Annotated in this window: 16 protein-coding genes and 3 pseudogenes; 13 read left to right on the forward strand and 6 right to left on the reverse strand. The window is 57.2% G+C overall.

The features are described from left to right. Positions 1–129 precede the first annotated feature (129 nt). Positions 130–2,238 carry a polyribonucleotide nucleotidyltransferase gene (gene pnp, locus HMPREF9371_RS03130; RefSeq protein WP_009118437.1) on the reverse strand — a complete coding sequence of 703 codons (2,109 nt, stop codon included), beginning with the start codon at positions 2,236–2,238 and terminating at the stop codon, positions 130–132. Positions 2,239–2,486: 248 nt separating this feature from the next. On the opposite strand from pnp, the gene HMPREF9371_RS12485 reads away from it, so the two are divergent. Beyond that, positions 2,487–2,636, forward strand: coding sequence for a hypothetical protein (locus HMPREF9371_RS12485; RefSeq protein WP_156786981.1), 150 nt, complete (start codon positions 2,487–2,489; stop codon positions 2,634–2,636). Between the two features lie 207 nt (positions 2,637–2,843). Here HMPREF9371_RS12485 and HMPREF9371_RS03135 read toward each other — a convergent pair whose 3' ends face one another. From HMPREF9371_RS03135 to dapF, 3 genes are read right to left on the reverse strand one after another with little or no spacing between them, the layout of a single operon-like run. Then, positions 2,844–3,449, reverse strand: coding sequence for a hypothetical protein (locus tag HMPREF9371_RS03135; protein ID WP_009118438.1), 606 nt, complete (start codon positions 3,447–3,449; stop codon positions 2,844–2,846). After that, a complete protein-coding gene (locus HMPREF9371_RS03140) occupies positions 3,449–4,099 on the reverse strand; it encodes a DUF484 family protein (protein ID WP_009118439.1) in 651 nt (216 codons plus the stop codon). Before HMPREF9371_RS03140 ends, HMPREF9371_RS03135 begins: the two co-directional genes overlap by 1 nt. Next, entirely contained in the window at positions 4,099–4,947 is an 849-nt protein-coding gene (dapF, locus tag HMPREF9371_RS03145) for a diaminopimelate epimerase (protein WP_009118440.1), read from the reverse strand. The genes HMPREF9371_RS03140 and dapF overlap by 1 nt, the downstream gene beginning before the upstream one ends. 74 nt (positions 4,948–5,021) lie before the next feature. On the opposite strand from dapF, the gene HMPREF9371_RS03150 reads away from it, so the two are divergent. Both HMPREF9371_RS03150 and HMPREF9371_RS03155 read left to right on the forward strand, forming a co-directional pair. Continuing rightward, positions 5,022–5,510 carry a DUF4442 domain-containing protein gene (locus tag HMPREF9371_RS03150; RefSeq protein WP_009118441.1) on the forward strand — a complete coding sequence of 163 codons (489 nt, stop codon included), beginning with the start codon at positions 5,022–5,024 and terminating at the stop codon, positions 5,508–5,510. 113 nt (positions 5,511–5,623) lie between these two features. Further along, on the forward strand, positions 5,624–6,631 hold the full coding sequence (locus HMPREF9371_RS03155) for an IS5 family transposase (RefSeq protein ID WP_009118442.1): 1,008 nt from the start codon (positions 5,624–5,626) through the stop codon (positions 6,629–6,631). A 193-nt stretch (positions 6,632–6,824) separates the two neighbouring features. Here HMPREF9371_RS03155 and HMPREF9371_RS03160 read toward each other — a convergent pair whose 3' ends face one another. Next, on the reverse strand, positions 6,825–7,427 hold the full coding sequence (locus HMPREF9371_RS03160; RefSeq protein ID WP_040660082.1) for an NUDIX hydrolase: 603 nt from the start codon (positions 7,425–7,427) through the stop codon (positions 6,825–6,827). A gap of 272 nt (positions 7,428–7,699) precedes the next feature. Further along, a complete protein-coding gene (locus HMPREF9371_RS03165; protein WP_009118445.1) occupies positions 7,700–8,284 on the reverse strand; it encodes a LemA family protein in 585 nt (194 codons plus the stop codon). A gap of 55 nt (positions 8,285–8,339) precedes the next feature. On the opposite strand from HMPREF9371_RS03165, the gene HMPREF9371_RS03170 reads away from it, so the two are divergent. From HMPREF9371_RS03170 to HMPREF9371_RS03205, 10 genes and pseudogenes are all read left to right on the forward strand, one after another. Next, positions 8,340–10,256, forward strand: a complete 1,917-nt coding sequence (locus HMPREF9371_RS03170; RefSeq protein WP_009118446.1) for an ATP-binding cassette domain-containing protein — start codon at positions 8,340–8,342, stop codon at positions 10,254–10,256. A 141-nt stretch (positions 10,257–10,397) separates the two neighbouring features. Beyond that, positions 10,398–10,738: pseudogene (locus HMPREF9371_RS11440) on the forward strand (transposase); the annotation flags it as partial. A gap of 188 nt (positions 10,739–10,926) precedes the next feature. After that, positions 10,927–11,194 (forward strand): annotated as a pseudogene (locus HMPREF9371_RS11445) (transposase); the annotation flags it as partial. Positions 11,195–11,267: 73 nt separating this feature from the next. Next, positions 11,268–11,837 carry an aminodeoxychorismate/anthranilate synthase component II gene (locus tag HMPREF9371_RS03180; RefSeq protein WP_009118448.1) on the forward strand — a complete coding sequence of 190 codons (570 nt, stop codon included), beginning with the start codon at positions 11,268–11,270 and terminating at the stop codon, positions 11,835–11,837. After that, positions 11,830–12,026 (forward strand): annotated as a pseudogene (locus tag HMPREF9371_RS13855) (hypothetical protein); the annotation flags it as partial. The gene HMPREF9371_RS03180 and the pseudogene HMPREF9371_RS13855, both read left to right, overlap by 8 nt. Before the next feature lie 88 nt (positions 12,027–12,114). Then, positions 12,115–12,597, forward strand: coding sequence for a hypothetical protein (locus HMPREF9371_RS12490; protein ID WP_040660086.1), 483 nt, complete (start codon positions 12,115–12,117; stop codon positions 12,595–12,597). A 59-nt stretch (positions 12,598–12,656) separates the two neighbouring features. Then, on the forward strand, positions 12,657–13,199 hold the full coding sequence (locus HMPREF9371_RS03190; RefSeq protein WP_009118451.1) for a hypothetical protein: 543 nt from the start codon (positions 12,657–12,659) through the stop codon (positions 13,197–13,199). 35 nt (positions 13,200–13,234) lie between these two features. Continuing rightward, complete coding sequence (locus HMPREF9371_RS03195; RefSeq protein WP_009118452.1) at positions 13,235–13,681, forward strand: GatB/YqeY domain-containing protein; 447 nt, start codon at positions 13,235–13,237, stop codon at positions 13,679–13,681. Between the two features lie 71 nt (positions 13,682–13,752). After that, a complete protein-coding gene (gene trpD / locus HMPREF9371_RS03200; protein ID WP_009118453.1) occupies positions 13,753–14,784 on the forward strand; it encodes an anthranilate phosphoribosyltransferase in 1,032 nt (343 codons plus the stop codon). A gap of 108 nt (positions 14,785–14,892) precedes the next feature. Beyond that, on the forward strand, positions 14,893–15,495 hold the full coding sequence (locus HMPREF9371_RS03205) for a methyltransferase (protein WP_009118454.1): 603 nt from the start codon (positions 14,893–14,895) through the stop codon (positions 15,493–15,495). Positions 15,496–15,504: the final 9 nt, after the last annotated feature.

The raw sequence follows: 15,504 nt of genomic DNA on the forward strand, positions 1-15,504 counted from the left end.
AATAAAATAACCAGCCCGCACCCAACCCCAAAATAAACCCAAATCAGACCGCCCAACCTGAATACAGGCTACCTGAAAAGTTTCAGGTAGCCTGTTTGGCATCAGTAATATGGACGTACTGCCAGATGATTAAGCTTCGGCTTCAGGCATGGGAAGCAGTGCCTTAATGGACAAACGCACCCGGCCGCGGTCATCCACTTCCAAAGCTTTCACATTCACGGTTTGGCCGACTTTCAAATAGTCGTTTACATCTTTCACCCGTTCGTGGGCGATTTGGCTGATGTGCACCAAGCCGTCTTTACCCGGCATCACAGAAACGATGGCACCGACATTGTTGTCCAAAATTTTCAGCACGGTACCTTCATACACTTTGCCCACTTCCACTTCCGCCGTGATCTGCTCGATGCGTTGGCGGGCCGCTTCGCCGGCTTCGGTGCTGGTGGCGGCAATGGTGATGGTGCCGTCTTCGGCAATATTGATTTCGGTGCCGGTTTCCGAAGTAATGGCACGAATGGTTTCGCCGCCTTTGCCGATCACATCGCGGATTTTGTCTTGGTTAATCTTCATGGTAAACAGACGCGGCGCGTGGGCAGACAGCTCTTGCGGGCCGTCAACGGCCTCTTTCATCTGCGCCAGAATGTGCAGACGCGCTTCTTTGGCCTGCTCCAAAGCAATCTGCATGATTTCTTTGGTGATGCCTTGGATTTTGATGTCCATTTGCAGCGCAGTGACGCCTTCGGTGGTGCCGGCCACTTTGAAGTCCATATCGCCCAAGTGGTCTTCGTCGCCCAAGATGTCGGTCAGTACGGCGAATTTATTGTTTTCCAAAATCAAACCCATGGCGATGCCGGCCACATGGGCTTTCAGCGGCACACCGGCAGACAGCAGGCTCAAACAGCCGCCGCACACGGAAGCCATGGAAGACGAACCGTTCGACTCAGTGATTTCGGAAACCACGCGCATGGTGTAGCTGAACTCCTCAGGAGACGGCAACACGGCAATCAGCGCGCGTTTGGCCAAGCGGCCGTGGCCGATTTCGCGGCGCTTTGGTGCGCCCATGCGGCCTACTTCGCCGGTGGAGTACGGCGGGAAATTGTAGTGCAACATGAAGCGGTCGGTGTACTCGCCGCTCAAGGCATCAATAATCTGTTCGTCGCGCTGGGTGCCCAAAGTGGCCACCGCCAAGGCTTGGGTTTCACCGCGGGTAAACAGGGCGGAACCGTGGGTGCGCGGCAGCACGCCGGTTTGGATGTTGATGGGGCGCACGGTGCGGGTGTCGCGGCCGTCGATACGCGGTTGGCCGTCCAAAATCTGACCGCGCACCACATCGGCTTCCAGCTGTTTGAAAATGCCTTTGATTTGGTTGGCGACCAGAGTGTCGGTTTCTTCGGTAATCAGCGCCTCTTTTACCGCCGCCCAAGCTTCATCCAGCTTAGCAGAACGGGCTTGTTTTTGGCGGATGTTGAATGCTTCACCGATGGTGGCGCCGGCAATCTCGCGGATTTTCTCCACCAAGGCATTGTCGGTTTCGGCAGGCTGCCAATCCCACACTTCGGGGTTGACTTCGTCGGCCAGCTCGTTAATGGCCCGAATCACGGCCTGCATTTGCTCGTGGCCGTACACCACCGCGCCCAACATCACGCTTTCGGGCAGTTCTTGCGCTTCGGACTCCACCATCAACACGGCTTTTTGCGTACCGGCCACCACCAAATCCAACTGCGACTGCTGCAATTGGGTTTTACTCGGATTCAGCACATATTCGCCGTTCAGGTAGCCTACCCGCGCCGCGCCGATGGGGCCGGCAAAGGGCACGCCGCTCAACACCAAAGCGGCAGACGCACCAATCATGGCCGGAATGTCGGAATCGATTTCGGGATCAACCGATACCACAGTCGCCACGATTTGGATGTCGTGGTAAAAGCCGGCGGGGAACAGCGGACGGATCGGGCGGTCGATCAAGCGGCTGGTGAGGATTTCTTTTTCGCTCTGTTTGCCTTCTCGCTTGAAGAAGCCACCGGGGATTTTACCCGCCGCATAAGTGCGCTCCAGATAATCCACGGTCAGCGGGAAGAAATCCTGGCCGGGCTTGACGTCTTTATTGGCAGTGACCGCCACCAACACCACGGTGTCGCCCATAGACACTTTCACCGCGCCGGCGGCTTGGCGGGCAATTTCACCCGTTTCGATGCTGACGGTTTGGTTGCCGTATTGGAATGTTTTCGTGTGTTTCGCAAACATCGTGTTTCCTTTATATGAAAGGCCGCTGCCGCTAAAACACTAACCATACACACGCCCTACCCCGGACAGGCGCATGGTTAGGGTTTCAGACAAGCAGGGCCGGTTAAACAAAATAAAAAAGCCCGTTGCAGGACGGCGCGTATTCTAACATGCGCCCCCGCAGATTGCATCCGCGCCCGACCGGCGAAAAAAAACCGCCGATACCAAAGGGAGGACAATATCGGCGGCCAACTTACGGGAAAACGTCTATGACTTCCGACACCCCACATCGTGAAGCACCGAAAGTGCTGGCTATTATAGGGACAAATCCGAAATTGCAAAGCGGGCAGCCAAAATTTTACCTGGCCGCCCGCACCCGAGAACCATTTACTGATTCAAAAATAAGCAGATACACATAATTCGCCCAAGCAAGCTCCCGATTGACTAACGCTTTTTAACCGCCCTCAACAGGCCGCAATTTTTGCTCCACAGAGAGCGGCGCCGTTCAAGACGCAGCAGCGCAGCGAATGTGAACGCCCAAAACCCGCCGGGACAAACACATGAGACAGATCAGCAGCCCCCAACGCAGCCATGCGACACAGATGGGCTTTGACACAGGTCTCAGGCTACCTGAACAGCCATCCGATCAACCACCACAACACTTGCGGATGAACAAACAACACCGCCTGCATCAGCAAACTAATCAGAAACACGCCCTGCAGCTGTAAAGCGCTAAACAGGAAAACCGGCTGCCGGCCAATGCGCCGGTGCAGCCACATCAACAGCATCAACATTGCCTGACAGGCCATCCAATGCAGCGGCAGCAGCGCGTAATTCAACAATGCCGAGGGCAGCAGAATCGGCGCCTGCCAGTAAAATAAAGTCAGCAACAACGCAAAAGACAGATGCTGCACCCAACCGGATACCGCCAGCAGGGCCAAAAATCCGCCGCAACCGTTCAGCAGATACCCCCTGCCCTGCGGATCGGCTTGCCAATTGGCCGCCAAAGGAAACAGCGCCGCCAGAGTGATGTAGCCATATACAGGATAAGCATTGGCCAAATGGGTGATGCCCAACACGCCCGGCAACAGATGCGAAGACAACACCCCGAAGCCCAGCCACAAAACAATGCTGCCCCACAGCCAATTAAACTGCTGCTTGCGGAAACTCAATACCGCAAACACCGCAATATAAGCAGACAACAGCCAAAGGGTCGGATCCAGCCAAGCCATTATTTCCACCCGCCCGTGCGAGCCAATGCCGCTGCCGTGCAAGCCGCCAGCTCACCCACCAAATCCACCGGCATCCCCGCCACAAAACGGCCTTCGTCGGCATCGCCCGCCACCACCGCGGCAATATTGCGTCCGCCCACCGCCACCGGCAGCAGTAAAAAGCTTTCCAAGCCGCGGCCTTGCTCGGGCAGCAAAGCCATCAGCGGGCGGGCGATGCGCTGACCGCACACCGGCGCGGTTAAAGCCTGCAAAGCCTCCCGCGCGGCACCTTCCGCCAGCAAACCGTCCTCCGGCAACACCGCTTTTTTCTTCGGTTCTTCCAACAGCAGCAAACGGTGGTGGGGCAAAGCAAAATCTTCGCTCAGGCTACCTGAAACCGCACGGCACACCTGCAAAAGCGTAGTGGCGGCCAACAAACGGCGGGCAAAAGCCATCAGGCGGGCGGTGGTTTGGAAATTGGCATCGGCTTCCTGCATCATCTGCACCAACTGTCCGGCCATTTTGGCGGTTTTCTGCTGTTGCGCCTGCCATTGCGCCTGCGCAAACGACTGCACCTTGCCCTCCTGCGGGCGGATGCCGAGCGCCTCCGCATGGTTGAGCAGGAATTCGGGATGTGCCTGCAGATAAGCCAATATCGTTTCTTCTTTCATCAGTAAGTTACCGTTCCTTCAAATACCGTTTCCGCCGGCCCCGTCATCAGCACATGACCGTTGTCCGCCCACTCTATCTGCAAATCGCCGCCCGGCAGGCTCACCCTGACCGCCGCCTCCCGCCGCAACACGCCCAAACGGATGCCGGCCACCGCCGCCGCACAGGCGCCGGTGCCGCAGGCAAGGGTTTCGCCCACACCGCGCTCAAACACACGCAGGCGGATATGGCTCTGGTCCACCACCTGCATAAATCCCACATTCACCCGTTCGGGAAACCGCTCATGCCGCTCCAAACGCGCACCCCAATCGGCCACCGGCGCGGTTTCCACATTCTCCACCATCAATACCGCATGCGGATTGCCCATATTCACACACGAAAAAACCGCTGGTCCGTCAGCCAATGGCAGGCGGTAGCTCAGCGCGTCTTGCGCCTCCCCTGCCGCCGGCAGAAACGGAATCTCCGCCGCGGCAAAACGCGGCCGGCCCATGTCCACCGTTACCCCGCCGTCTGCCGCCAACTTCAGCACAATGCGTCCTTTGGCCGTTTCCACCTGCAAAACCGGTTTATCGCTCAAACCCTTATCGTGCACAAAACGGGCGAAGCAGCGCGCACCGTTGCCGCACTGCTCCACTTCGCTGCCGTCGGCATTAAAAATGCGGTAGCGGAAATCCGCATCCGCTGCCGCCGGCCGCTCCACCAGCAAGAGCTGGTCGAAACCGATGCCCGTATGGCGGTCGGCCCACGCGGCAATCGGCGCCTTGGCCGGATCAAAGACTTGGGCGGTGGCATCCACCACCATAAAGTCGTTGCCCAAACCGTGCATCTTGGTAAAGTTTAGAATCTGCATGCTAATAAAGTTCCGACAAGCGCCAAATAGGGCGTTATGATACCCAAATCAAACCCCGAATCAAAGGAGAAACCATGCGCATTGAAAACCAAATGACCCGCCAGCTGGCCGCCCTGCAAAACCTGCCCGAAGAGCAGCGCATCATTGCTCAAAGCGAAGCCATGGCCAAATACGTGCCCTTTCTCGCTACTTCCGCCATCCGCTTCGACGAACTCACGCAAGAGCGCGTGCGCGTGAGCGTACGCAACCAAACCCCAGTGCAAAACCACATTCAAGGCGTGCATGCCTGCGTGATGGCGCTGCTGGCCGAAACCGCTTCCGGCTTCGTCACCATTATGAACGCGCCCGACGACAAACTGATTCTGCTCAAATCCATGACCGCCCGCTACACCCGACGCAGCGTGGGCGATATGTACGCAGTGGCCGAGTTGTCCGCCGCCCGCGCCGCATTGATCCAAACGGAAGAGCGCGGCAATCTGGTCATCCCCTGCCGCATTTTCGACGAAAGCGGCGAACAACCCTTGGAAGTCGAAATGACTTGGGCTTGGCTGCCGAGAAACTGACCGCCGTGCACACAGCAAACAGGCTACCTGAAACGCTTTCAGGTAGCCTGAGACCTTTGCAAAATATCTCCCAATCCCCTAAATTTCCTCCCAGGACATTTAGGGGATTTTTCATGAGCACCTTCTTTCAGCAAACCGCCCAAGCCATGATTGCCAAACACATCGACCGCTTTCCCCTATTGAAACTCGAGCAGGTGATTGATTGGCAGCCGATCGAGCATTACCTCAATCGTCAAAGAACCCGCTACCTTAGAGACCACCGTGGTCGTCCAGCTTATCCCCTGTTATCCATGTTCAAAGCCGTTCTACTCGGCCAATGGCACAGCCTTTCCGATCCCGAACTTGAACACAGCCTCATCACCCGCATTGATTTCCACCTGTTTTGCCGTTTTGATGAACTGAGCATCCCCGATCACAGCACCTTATGCCGCTACCGCAACTGGCTGGCGCAAGACAACACCCTGGCCGAACTACTGGATCTGATTAACCGCCAACTGACTGATCGGGGCTTAAAAGTAGAGAAAGCATCCGCCGCCATCGTTGACGCCACCATTATTCAGACGGCCGGCGGCAAACAACGTCAGGCCATAGAAGTGGATGACGAAGGGCGGGTCAACAGCCAAACCACACCGAGTAAAGACAAAGATGCCCGTTGGATAAAGAAAGACGGCCGCTTCCATCTGGGCTATAAACAACACACCCGTACTGATGCGGAAGGCTATATCGAGAAACTGCACATCACCCCGGCCAACGCCCATGAGGGCAAACACCTGCTGCCTTTGTTGGCAGGTTTAGCCCAAGAGACGACTGTCTATGCCGATAAAGGCTATGACAGTATGGAAAACCGGCAACATCTGGAAGAACATCAGCTGCGGGACGGCATCATGCAAAAAGCACACCGTGGCCAACCGTTAAGCCGGGAACAAAAAGTCCGCAACGGCCGGCTGGCGAAAGTGCGCTATGTGGTGGAGCAAAGCTTCGGTACGTTGCACCGCAAATTCCGCTATGCCCGTGCAGCCTATTTTGGTTTGAGCAAAGTGAGTGCACAAAGCCACCTGAAGGCGATGTGTGTGAACCTGTTGAAGGCAGCCAACAGGCTCAGTGTGCCTGTTGCTGCCTAAAGGGCAGCGGATTGCCTGAAAAACAGGCAATCCGTAGAGGAGAACAGGGAAGTTTGGCCAAAAAGCGATGAAAATATCCGAAACCATAGGCTACGGTTTCGGATGCTGGGTGAGAACGAATTTTGCAAAGGTCTCAGCCTGTTTGGTCTGGCGGAACATGAAAACAAACTGTCCGTCAATATCGCCACCATTCTCAACCTCGCCACGCCTCATGCAACAGCGCCAACTGGTACAGCACCGTTGCCGTTGCGCCCCAAATCCGGTGTTCGCCATACTGCAAAGCCGGCATCAGCAAGGCGCGGCCGTGGTAGCGGTAGTCTTCCAACACATAGCGCTGCGGATCCAAAGCCCAATCCTGCGGCAGGGTGAACACCGCCGCCACCTCCTGCGGATTCGGCCGGTAGCTCGGCGGCTGCTCGGCCGTGGCCAACACCGGTGTCACCTGATAACCGCTGGGCACATAGCAGTTGGGGAAATGGCCGTGTATCCGCCACATGCCCGCCGCCACGCCCAGCTCCTCCTCGGTTTCGCGCAACGCCGTGGCCGCCGCATCGGCATCGCCTTCGTCGCAGCGGCCGCCGGGGAAGGCAATCTGGCTGCCGTGGCTGCGCAGATGACTGCTGCGCACCGTGAGCACCACGCTGCTGCCCTGCGCCGTTTCCGGCACAAAACCCACCAACACCGCCGCTTCGGCAAACGCCGTGCCGCCGCTTTGCAGCAGCTCGCGCCGTTGGCGGAAAGCCTCCGCTTCAGGTGCGGCGGCGGCATACTCCAAAAATCGGGCCAAATCGCTCATCGAAAATGTGTCTTTCTCGTCTAAAAACCTGTTCAAAGTCTGCTTGTGAAGCGGTCTTGGGCGGCAAAAATCACGCATACCAGCCGCACCTGAAGAGGGCGGTTTGACACGCCACGCCAGTCAAACCCGCCAGCGCAGCAAGATGGAACATCTTGCGAACATGTTTAACGCCGCAGATGCGGGTTTTCACCCAAAATACCGCCGCAAGGCTTTGCGACGACGTACCCTCAGCAAAACAGGCTACCTGAAACACTTTCAGGTAGCCCCATTATTTAAAAGCGCACCTGCGGTGCCTGGCCCAAAGCCGCCGCATCGTCAAACTCCAGCAGCGGCGCGTCTTGGCGGTGGCCGAACGCAGCCGCCAGCAGATTGTTCGGAAACACTTGCCGCAGCGTGTTGTACTCCATCACCGCATCGTTGTACGCCTGCCGCGCAAAGGTGATGCGGTTTTCCGTGCTCGCCATTTCTTCAGCAAACTGCTGCATGGTTTCGGCCGCCTTCAATTCTGGATAAGCCTCTATCTGCACCTGCAAACCGCGCAAAGCCCCGCTCAAGCGGTTTTCCGCCGCCGCCAACTGCTGCAAAGCGGCCGGGCTGGCCGGATCCGCTGCCGGCAGACTGGCGGCGGCCTGATTGCGCGCCTGTGCGACCTGCTCCAGCGTTTCGCTTTCGTGTTTCAGGTAGCCCTTTACCGCCGCCAACAGATTGGGAATCAGATCATGCCGCCGTTTGAGCTGCACGCCGATTTGGGCAAACGCATTCCGATAACGGTTTTGCGCCTGTACCAAGCGGTTGTACACCATCACCGGCAAACCCGCCGCCACCGCCAGCAGCAGCAACCACACCAGCCAAGCCATCAGCTTCTCCTTAATGCTAAAATCGCGCTCTTTATCTTAACAGAGACCCCCAGCAATGACGATACTCGCCGTAGAAAACGCCTGCTTTGCCGTCGGCCACGTGCCGCTGTTGGACCACGCCGCCTTCCAGCTCGATGCCGGCGAAAAAATCGGCCTCATCGGCCGCAACGGCGCCGGCAAATCGTCGTTTCTGAAAATCCTCGCCGGCGTGCAAAAGCTCGACGACGGCCACATCGTCATGCAAAACGGCCTCAAAACCGTGTATGTGCCGCAGGAAAGCTTTTTCGACAACGAAGCCAGCGTGTTCGACACCGTTTCCGAAGGCCTGGGCAGCGTGCGCGAGCTGCTGCGCCGCTACCACCACATCAGCCAAGAGCTGGCCGGCGGCAGCGACGAGGCGCTGATTAAAGAACTCAACGAGTTGCAAAACCGAATCGAAGCCGAAAACGGCTGGCAGTTCGACGCCGCCATCCGCCAAACCATCGGCGAATTGGGCCTGCCCGAACACGCCCGCATCGGCGATTTGAGCGGCGGCCAGAAAAAGCGCGTAGCCCTGGCCCAAGCCTGGGTGCAGAAACCCGACCTGCTGCTGCTCGACGAACCCACCAACCACCTCGACATCGACGCCATCATCTGGCTGGAAAACCTGCTGCAGCAGTTTTCAGGTAGCCTGGTGGTGATCACCCACGACCGCCGTTTTCTCGACAACATCGCCAAGCGCATCGTCGAACTCGACCGCGGCACCCTGCGCTCCTACCCCGGCAGCTTCGCCAAATACAGCGAAAAAAAAGCGCAAGAGCTGGCGGTGGAAGCCGAACACAACCGCCTGTTCGACAAATTCCACGCCCAAGAAGAAGCCTGGATCCGCAAAGGCATCGAAGCGCGGCGCACCCGCAACGAAGGCCGCGTGCGCCGCTTGGAAGAACTGCGCCGCCAGCGCGCCGAACGGCGCGAACGCCAAGGCCAGGTGAATTTCAAACTCAATGCCGGCGAAAAAAGCGGCAAAATCATCGCCGAGCTGGAGCACGCCGGCTTTGCCTACGGCGACCACGTCATCATGCGCGACTTCTCCGCCGTGATTCAGCGCGGCGACAAAATCGGCCTCATCGGCCCCAACGGCATCGGTAAAACCACCTTCCTCAAACTGATTCTGGGCGAACTTTCCCCCACCTCCGGCCGCATCCGCCTCGGCAGCAAACAGGAAGTGGCCTATTTCGACCAATTCCGCAGCGCGCTCAACGAAAACGACACCGTGTTCTACACCCTCGGCCAAGGCAACGACTATGTGGACATCGGCGGCAAACGCAAACACGTGATGAGCTATCTGGAAGACTTCCTCTTCCACCCCGCCCGCGCCCACAGCCCCGTCTCCTCCCTTTCCGGCGGCGAACGCAACCGCCTGCTATTGGCGAAACTGTTTACCCGCCCGGCCAATATTCTGGTGCTCGACGAACCCACCAACGATTTGGACATCGACACCCAAGAGCTGCTGGAAGAACTGCTGCGCGATTACAGCGGCACCGTGTTTCTGGTCAGCCACGACCGCATGTTTCTCGACAACGTCATCACCCAAAGCATTGTTTTCGAGGGCAACGGCTACCTGAAAGAATACATCGGCGGCTACCAAGACTATTTGGACGCCAAACAGCGCGAACAGCACATCGCCACCTCCGCCGCCCCCAAAACCGCCGCCCCGGCGCTTGAAGGCGGAAAAAGCCGCCCCAAAGCCAAGCGCAGCATCAAACTTTCCTACAAAGAACAACGCGAACTCAACTCCCTGCCCGACGAAATCGCCGCCCTCGAAACCGAACAGGCGGCAGTAAACGCCCAACTGACCGAACCCGACATTTTCAAAGACTACACCCGCGCCGCCGAACTGCAACAACGCCACGACACCCTCGAAGCCCTGCTGCTGGAAAAACTGGAACGCTGGGAAATATTGGAAGCCAAGCAAAACGGGCAGATGCTGTAGCCCTGCCCGCCTCATTACATGAGACCTGAATTTCAATCTCATCAGTCGGTTTGAAACCCTTAATTAATAAATCAAATAGAATTGAAGGGGCTGTCCTAGACAAATAGGGCATATTAACTTTAGCTTAGAATATTCCCTATGATGAGAAAAAGCCGTCTGGGCCAGCGCAAGCAAAACAAACTGATGGAACTGTTTGTTGCAGAAGTCACTGCACGCGTTGCAGCAAAGTTGGCTGGTGTTAATAAAATACAGTAGCCACTCCCATCATCTTCGCTTACCCATCTACCTTGGAAATGTTTGACGGCGAAATTGAGGCGCTGAAAGCTATTTTGACGGCCAACGCAAAGGCAAACGTGGTCGCGGTGCAACCGGAAAAGTAGCCGTATTCGGGCTTTTGAAGCATAACGGTAAAGTTTATACTGTTGCCGTACCCAATACCGGAAGTCACTTTGCTGCCGATTATCCGCAAGCAAGTACAGCCGAGACCTTAGACTTTTGCAAAACCCCCAGATGTGGATGCAGTTCAAGGCGTAGCAGCACAGCGAGCGTGAACGCCAGGAATCCCCGTGGGACAGGCATATCACACGATAGGCAAGCGAGCGAGCAGTACCCTTAGGGCATAAACGCACAACGCAGAAATGAGCCGCAGATGGGGGTTTTGCAAAGGTCTCAGCCGGACAGCATTGTCTATACGGATGGTTACCGCAGTGATGACGTTTTGGATGTAAGCGAGTTTGCCCATTTCCCCATTAACCACAATACCCATTTTGCCCGGAAGTAAAATCACATTAATGGAATTGAGAAATTTTGGAACCAGGCCAAACCCCATTTGCGTTAAGTTTAACGACATCCCTAAAAACATTTTGAGTTGTATTTGAAGGAAGGCGTGCGAATGGCGGTTTAACAACAGTGAAATAAAAGCTCAGATTTCCATCTGAAAACAATTAGTAGAATATAATTTGCCCCAGTTATCTGGGACAGCCCCTAAATATATTATCAAAGATAATCTTAATGCTTCTTTTCATCGACAACTACGACAGCTTCACTTACAACATCGTGCAATACTTCGCCGAACTGGGCCAAGAAGTATTGGTACGGCGTAACGACGATATTTCTTTATCAGAAATCGAAGCACTCCACCCCCGATATTTGGTCATCGGCCCCGGGCCCTGTTCGCCCAAGGAAGCCGGTATTTCGGTGGCCGCCATGCAGCATTTTGCCGGCAAGCTGCCGATTATGGGGGTTTGCCTAGGGCATCAAACCATAGGCGAAGCTTTCGGCGGGCAGATTGTGCGGGCCAAAACGCTGATGCACGGCAAAGTGTCTCCGGTGCATCATCACGGCAGCGGCATGTTTGCGGGCTTGCCCAACCCTGTCACCTGCACCCGCTATCACAGCTTGGTCATCGACCGTGCTAGCCTGCCGGAATGCTTGGAAATTACAGCGTGGACGGATGACGGCGAAATCATGGGGGTGCGCCACAAGCAGTTCCCCATTGAAGGCGTTCAATTCCACCCCGAAGCCCTGCTCACCGAACACGGCCACGATATGCTGCGCAACTTCTTGCAACAGCATGTTTGATGGAACCAAATGCTGCCCAAAGCAGCTTGAGACCTTTGCAAACCCCCATCTGCGGCGCATTTCTGCGTTGTGCGTTTATGCCCTAAGGGTACTGCTCACTCACTTGCCTATCTGTATGATATGTCTGCGTTCGCTGCGCTGCTACGCCTTGAACTGCATCCACATCTGGGGGTTTTGCAAAGGTCTCAGCTTGCCCACCCTCTCCCACCGCAGCCATTTGTCTGCCGCAGCGGTTTTCAGGTAAGCTATGCGCCGATTTTTCTGTTTTGGAGCCGCCATGTTTGCCTCACGCTTACTGACTGGTTTCACACTGGCCATCTTGGGCAGCTCAACGCTTAGCGGTTGCGCTTTCGGCACGCACGAGCATGTCAGCCGTGCCAGCCGCGAAGCTGTGCCGCCTGCGCTGGATGCCCAGACTACAAACGTGCCGTTCGACACCCCGCACTATTTTGTGCATCGCGGACGATACTATGTGTTGCAGATACAGTCCGACAGCAGCGGCCGGCAAGCCCTGTTGGCCGAGGTCGGCAGCCGCCTGATTTCCTCGGAGCTGGCCGCCTGGCAGAGCAATCCGGAAACCAAAATCCTGTATCGGGGCGCTTACCGCAATCCGCTGCCGGTTCACCTGCCCGGCGGCGTGGCTTATCTGCAGATTGAAAACGATGAGCGCGTGTGGCTGCTGAACCGCCGGCAACAACCGCTTTCCTGCCACCCCTACCGCTCTTGCCGTCGGAATCTGTTTTCCGTTCCGCGCCGATAAACGCCGCTCCAACCGATATGCCCACTTCCCAACGATACCGCTTGGAACCAGGCGCCGGCATGCTGACCCTGTCTCTGCCGCCGGTGAAGCACTGGCAAAACATACTCTTCTGTGCTGCGGAATTGCTGATCTGCCTGATCTCCTCCGTCAAGGTTCTGCCCTATTATCTGCACACCGTCCAAACATTCAGCGCCAACAACGGGCTGTTCAACCTGATCTGGCTGCTGATATGGTGCTTGATTTGCTTTGCCGCCCTGCGTCGCGCGGCCTGGCTGTTTTTCGGCGCCCAAGTCTTGCAAGTCAGGCCGGGCGAGCTTGGCTTTCAGCGCCAACTGTTCGGTTTGCCGATCAGCCCTTGGCGCCGCTATACCGGTGCCGACATCAAACGTTGGCATCATGACACCGAAACACCGCCAGACGATAGCCGAACGCCGCCGTTTATGGTCGAATGGCTCACGCCCATACACACCTGGCTGCGCTTTGACTACCAAGGCAAGCTGATTACCTTGTGCCAATGCCTCAATGAAGAAGAAGCCATCGACATCAGCCGCACCTTGCAACCCTATCTGCCGCAAGCCCGCGCCGTTGCCGAGGCTACCTGAAACGGTCTGCACACACTTTATTCAAGGAATCCGAAATGTCCTTAAAAACCCGTCTCAACGACGACATGAAAACCGCCCTCAAAGCCAAAGACCAAACCGCTTTGTCCACCATCCGCCTGGCCAATGCCGAAATCAAACGCTTTGAAGTGGACGAACGCAGCGAAGCCGACGATGCCAAAATCGTCGCCATTCTGGGCAAAATGATCAAACAGCGTAAAGACAGCGCCGCCATATACAGCCAGGCAGGGCGTCAGGAAATGGCCGCTCAAGAATTGGCCGAAATCGACATTCTGCAGCGCTATCTGCCCGAGATGCTGTCTGCCGAGGCAATCGAAGCCGCCGTTGCCGCCGCCATCGCCGAAACCGGCGCCGCCGGCATGGCCGATATGGGCAAAGTGATGGGGGTGCTGAAAACCCGTTTGGCCGGCCAAGCCGACATGGCCGAAGTCAGCCGCCTGTTGAAAGCCGCCTTAAGCCGCTGATGTGCCATCCATCAACACACCGCATCCTCCTAATCGGGCTACCTGAGAACCGCCCTAAACAGAAAGACCCTATGATTACCCCGCAACAAGCGCTCAACCGATTAATCGACCAAAACGAACTCTTCCAAGACGAAATGGCCGGCCTGATGCGCCAAATCATGCGCGGCGAAGTCCAACCCGAGCTGATTGCCGCCTTGCTGGTGGGCCTGCGCATCAAAGTGGAAACCGTTTCCGAAATCGCCGCCGCCGCCGCCGTGATGCGCGAGTTCGCCGCCAAAGTGCCCGTGCGCCAAGCCGAGCATCTGGTGGATGTAGTAGGCACCGGCGGCGACAACGCCCACACCTTCAACATCTCCAGCACCGCCATGTTTGTGGCCGCCGCCTCCGGCGCTAAAGTGGCCAAACACGGCGGCCGCAGCGTGTCTTCTTCCAGCGGCTCGGCCGACGTGATGGAGCTGGCCGGCATTTCGCTGGCCCTGTCGCCGGAACAAGTGGGCGCCTGCATCGACCAAGTTGGCGCCGGCTTCATGTTCGCCCCCAACCACCACAGCAGCATGAAATACGTCGCCCCCGTACGCCGCGCCTTGGGCGTACGCACCATGTTCAATATTCTCGGCCCGCTCACCAACCCCGCCGGCGCACCCAACCAAGTGCTCGGCGTGTTCCACATCGACTTGGTGGGCATTCTCTCCCGCGTGCTGCAACAACTCGGCAGCCGCCACGTGCTGGTGGTGCACGGCCACGACGGCTTGGACGAAATCACCCTGACTGGCCCCACCCGCGTGGCCGAACTCAAAGACGGCATCATTGCCGAATACGACATCCATCCCGAACAATTCGGCCTGCCGCTGCAACGCGATTTGTCCGACATTCAGGTAGCCTCCGCCGCCGAATCGCTGGCCATGATGAACAGCGTGCTGCAAGGCGATGCCGGCGCCCACCGCGACATCGTGCTGCTCAACGCCGCCGCCACCCTGTATGCCGGCCAAGTGGCCGCCACCTTGGAAGACGGCGTGGCCTTGGCGCAAGAAGCCATAGACAGCGGCAAAGCTTTGGCCAAACGCGCCGAGCTGGCGGCCTTCACCCACACCTTCCACCACTGAACCGGCCCGATCCAGCCGCAAAACCGCCGCCCCGCCAGAGCAAAGGCTACCTGAAAACCGACAACGCAAATTTCAGCCAAGCCAAACCCCACAACACAGGAACACAGCATGAGCAACACCACCGGCCACGAAGTCAGCCGCGCCGAATATTGGCAGCAGCGCTACGAACAAGGCTACACCGGCTGGGACATGCGCGGCATCTCCCCGCCCCTCAAAGCCTATTTCGACCAGCTTAAGTGCCGCGACCTGCGCATACTGATTCCCGGCGCCGGCAACGCCTATGAAGCCGCCTATCTGCATCAAGCCGGCTTTTCCGAAGTATATGTGCTCGATTTCGCCGAAATACCGCTGCGCCGCTTTGCCGAACAGCAAGCCGACTTCCCGGCCGAGCATCTTGTTTGTGCCGACTTTTTCACCTGGCAGGCCGAACCCTTCGACCTCGTGGTGGAACAAACCTTTTTCTGCGCCATCGATCCCGCCCGGCGCACCGAATATGCCCAAAAAACCCACCGCCTGCTCAAAGCAGGCGGGCGCTTGGTCGGCCTGCTGTTCGACTGCGAATTCAAAAACGGCCCGCCGTTTTCCGGCAGCCGCGCCGAATACGAAACCCTGTTTGCACCTTATTTCGACTTCGCCACCTTCGAAACCTGCCACAACTCCGTCGGCCCGCGGGCCGGGCGCGAGCTGTTCATCAACCTGATTAAAAAATAAGTCTCGGAG

Source organism: Neisseria shayeganii 871, assembly GCF_000226875.1.
Lineage (GTDB): Bacteria > Pseudomonadota > Gammaproteobacteria > Burkholderiales > Neisseriaceae > Eikenella > Eikenella shayeganii.